Source organism: Marinimicrobium sp. UBA4509 (assembly GCF_002388575.1).
Lineage (GTDB): Bacteria > Pseudomonadota > Gammaproteobacteria > Pseudomonadales > Cellvibrionaceae > Marinimicrobium > Marinimicrobium koreense.
The window spans coordinates 36556-40571 of the sequence record NZ_DGMV01000043.1 but is presented as its reverse complement, the minus strand read 5'-3'; the positions used below and the strand labels follow the sequence as shown (position 1 = coordinate 40571).

General features: G+C 57.4%; 4 protein-coding genes. 2 read left to right on the top strand and 2 right to left on the bottom strand.

The genetic code is table 11. The features are described 5' to 3' along the window. Nucleotides 1–59: 59 nt before the first annotated feature. Both leuD and leuC read right to left on the bottom strand, forming a co-directional pair. Nucleotides 60–707 (bottom strand): 3-isopropylmalate dehydratase small subunit, encoded by a 648-nt coding sequence (leuD, locus tag B3520_RS06675; protein ID WP_286806846.1) that lies wholly within the window; start codon nt 705–707, stop codon nt 60–62. Then, on the bottom strand, nt 704–2140 hold the full coding sequence (gene leuC / locus B3520_RS06670; RefSeq protein WP_286806848.1) for a 3-isopropylmalate dehydratase large subunit: 1437 nt from the start codon (nt 2138–2140) through the stop codon (nt 704–706). Before leuC ends, leuD begins: the two co-directional genes overlap by 4 nt. A 121-nt stretch (nt 2141–2261) precedes the next feature. Here leuC and B3520_RS06665 point away from each other — a divergent pair, with 121 nt between their 5' ends. After that, nucleotides 2262–3128: a LysR family transcriptional regulator gene (locus B3520_RS06665; RefSeq protein ID WP_024460392.1), complete on the top strand. Its 867-nt coding sequence runs from the start codon at nt 2262–2264 to the stop codon at nt 3126–3128. Between the two features lie 102 nt (nt 3129–3230). After that, on the top strand, nt 3231–3974 hold the full coding sequence (locus B3520_RS06660) for a TIGR04219 family outer membrane beta-barrel protein (RefSeq protein WP_024460393.1): 744 nt from the start codon (nt 3231–3233) through the stop codon (nt 3972–3974). The last annotated feature ends 42 nt before the right edge of the window (nt 3975–4016 follow it).

Here is a 4016-nt window from a genome sequence, read left to right as displayed (position 1 = left end):
GGACAGATACAAGGGTGGATAAGCGCGAAGCGCGCATCCGCCGTCACCCAGCTATTTCTTTACCGCAATCCGTCAAAAAGCCAGGGGGCGTCTTTGCGGCGCTGCGCTTCGTAGGCCTCGATCGCATCGGCATGCTCAAGCGTCAGACCGATATCATCCAGACCATTTAGCAGACAGTGCTTGCGAAACTCATCGATCTCGAATGCAAACGACTCGCCGCTCGGTGTGGTGACCGTCTGCTGCTCCAGATCGATGGTCAACTGATACCCTTCCTGTTCATACATCTCGTTGAACAGGCGGTCGACAACCTTCGCATCCAGAACGATCGGCAAAAGACCGTTCTTGAAGCAGTTGTTGTAAAAAATCTCCGCAAAACTCGGCGCGATCACACATCGGAAGCCGTAATCGTCCAGCGCCCAGGGCGCGTGTTCACGACTGGAACCACAGCCGAAGTTTTCCCGGGCAAGCAGCACCGTCGCACCCTGATAGCGCTCAAAATTGAGCGGAAATTTCGGGTTGAGCGGGCGCCCGGTGCACTCCTGATCCGGTTGCCCCTCGTCGAGGTAGCGCAGTTCGTCAAACAGGTTTTTGCCAAACCCGGTGCGTTTGATCGACTTCAAAAACTGCTTGGGGATGATCATGTCGGTATCGACATTGGCGCGATCCATGGGCGCCGCGATTCCGGTCATCTGGGTAAAGGATTTCATGCGGCCTGCCCTCCAGTAATTTCACGCACATCGACAAAGTGGCCCGCAATGGCGGCCGCCGCGGCCATGGCTGGACTGACCAGATGGGTGCGACCGCCGTAGCCCTGACGCCCCTCGAAGTTTCGGTTCGAAGTGGAAGCACAGTGCTCTCCGGCACCCAACTTGTCGGCATTCATGGCCAGACACATGGAACAGCCCGGCTCGCGCCATTCGATACCGGCGTCGATAAAGATTTTATCCAGGCCTTCTTTTTCCGCCTGAGCTTTCACGGTACCGGAGCCCGGCACCACAATCGCTTCCTTGACTGAATCGGCTTTGCGTTTGCCTTTGACCACCGCGGCCGCCGCCCGAATGTCTTCAATCCGGGAGTTGGTGCAGGAGCCGATAAACACCCGATCGAGCTTGATGGAGCGCATCGGCTGCCCGGCCTGAAGCCCCATATACTGCAGAGCCCGCTTCATGCTTTCGCGCTTGACCGCGTCGGCTTCCGCCTCCGGGTCCGGCACAGAGTCGTCAATGGACACCACCATCTCCGGCGAGGTCCCCCAACTGACCTGGGGCTTGATGTCCTCACCGCGCATGTCCACCACGCGGTCGAAGTGGGCGCCTTCGTCGCTTTTGAGGTCGCGCCAGGCTTCCACGGCCTTGGTCCAGTTTTCACCTTTGGGCGCGTAGGGCCGACCTTCCACATAGTCGATGGTGGTCTGATCCACCGCCACCATGCCCGCGCGGGCACCGGCTTCGATGGCCATATTGCAGACGGTCATCCGCCCTTCCATGCTCATATTGCGGAACACATCGCCACCAAACTCGATGGCATAGCCCGTACCGCCGGCAGTACCGATCTTGGCAATGATGGCCAAGACCACATCTTTCGGAGTGACACCGGGGCCGAGTTCACCGTCGACCCGGATCAACATGTTCTTCATTTTCTTGGCGACCAGACACTGGGTGGCCATCACATGCTCCACCTCACTGGTACCAATGCCGTGCGCCAAGGCACCCAAGGCACCGTTGGTGGCGGTATGGGAGTCGCCACAGACGATGGTCATACCCGGCAGACTGGCGCCGGACTCCGGCCCGATCACATGCACAATGCCCTGGCGCTGATCGTTGATCTTGTACTCGGTGATACCGTACTCGTCGCAGTTGTCGTCGAGGGTTTTCACCTGGATCAGGGACACCGGATCCTGAATACCGGACACGCCCGAGGCCCGCTCTTTCGAGGTGGTCGGGACGTTGTGGTCCGGCGTGGCCAGGATGGAATCGGCCCTCCAGGGTTTACGACCCGCCAAGCGCAGGCCTTCAAAGGCCTGGGGCGAAGTCACTTCGTGGATGATGTGCCGATCAATATAGATCAAGGCGGAGCCATCGTCGCGCTTTTGCACGAGGTGGGCATCCCACAATTTGTCGTAAAGGGTTCTGGCGCTCATAAGGGTTGTCTTCTCAAAGCAGATCACGATTTGAGGGTATTTTAAGGGCCCACAACCAATAAAACAAATTTATAATTTTTATCTATTGCATTCCATTCTGGAATGGATAGACTGACAGCTTATGGATACCCAACACCTGCAAGCCTTTGTCGCCGTCGCCGAAACCGGCTCGTTTTCCGCCGCCGGCCAACGCCTGCACCTGACCCAGCCCGCCGTAAGCAAGCGCATCGCCACCCTGGAGCAACAACTGAACAGCCCCCTGTTCGACCGGGTGGGCCGGCAGATCAGTCTCACCCATGCCGGTTTATCGTTACTGCCCAATGCCAAGCGGATCCTGCAGGAGGTGGCGGACGCCGAACGCGCCATTACCGACCTTCAGGGCGAGGTGCGCGGCGCGCTGAGTATTGCCACCAGTCACCACATCGGCCTGCACCGCCTGCCCCCTACCCTTCGCCACTTCACCGAGCGCTACCCCGAGGTGAAACTGGATCTGCATTTTCTGGATTCTGAGCAGGCCTATGGGGAAGTGCTGCAAGGACGCTTTGACCTGGGCATTGTCACCCTGGCGCCGGAATCGGACCCTCGCATGGCCGAGGACATCATCTGGCGCGACCAACTGCACTTCGTGGTGTCGCACAATCACCCCCTGGCCCAGCGAAAGTCCCTGACATTGGCGGATCTCAGCCCCTGGCAGGCGATTTTGCCGGATACCAACACCTATACCACCCGACTCGTTCAGGCGCTGTTCGACGAGCAGTCCCTGACGCTTGATGTGGGCATGGTGACCAACCACCTCGACACCCTGAAGATGATGGTTTCGATTGGCCTCGGCTGGGGAGTGCTACCGCAGACTCTGCTGGGTGATGGTCAAGTACACCCTTTGCCCTTGGACCACACGGTGATCACCCGCAACCTCGGGGCCATTCATCACAAACAACGCAGCTTGAACAATGCCGCGCGAGTCTTCCTGCAGTTATTACAGGGATAATACCCAGCCGCGCTGATTTGCTCTGCGTCACACTTTTTGTAGCCTGCTCTGCTAAGATACGGGGCAGTCCATTCACCCAACCAACACAATGGGAACGATGTTATGAAAAAAGTAATGCTTGCAAGTGGTCTGATGCTGGCTGCACCGCTCGCCTCAGCGGATTTTCTCGGCGTATACGCGGGCGCTGGCCAATGGCAAAGCGATTACTCCGGCGTCATCGGTGATGCCAATAACGATATTGATGTCAACGAGCTGGGCCTGAACGAAAGCGACAACAACTTCTTTTACGTCGCGTTTGAACACCCGATTCCGCTGCTTCCCAATGTGCGTCTTCAGCACACCGACCTGAGCAGCTCTCAGTCGGCCACCATCGTCGACACCTTCACCCTGGACGGCGAGACTTTTACCCCCGGCGAAGTGGCCACAGACGTTGACCTGACCCATATCGATGGCACTTTGTATTATGAATTACTGGATAACTGGGTGAGCTTTGACCTGGGCCTGACCATCCGAAAATTCGATGGCTATGTACAGGCCGAAAGCGAAACGGTCGGCAATTCTCAGAACGTCGTGTTGGATGAAGCCATTCCCATGGTGTACGGCAAGGCCCGTTTTGATCTGCCGTTGACCGGCCTGTCTGTGGGCGGCCAGGCGAACGTGATCAATTACGACGACAACAGCCTGAGCGACATGAGCGTCAACGTGGCTTATGACTTTATTGACTCTATGGCGCTGGATCTGGGTATCGAAGTCGGCTACCGGCAGATGAACCTGGAGATCAATGAAGACGTGACCGCCGATGTGGAATTGAGCGGGCCTTATGCGTCGTTGAATCTGCATTTTTAAAGGGTGGTATTCGGAGTTTGGTAACGGCGGATGCGCTTCGCT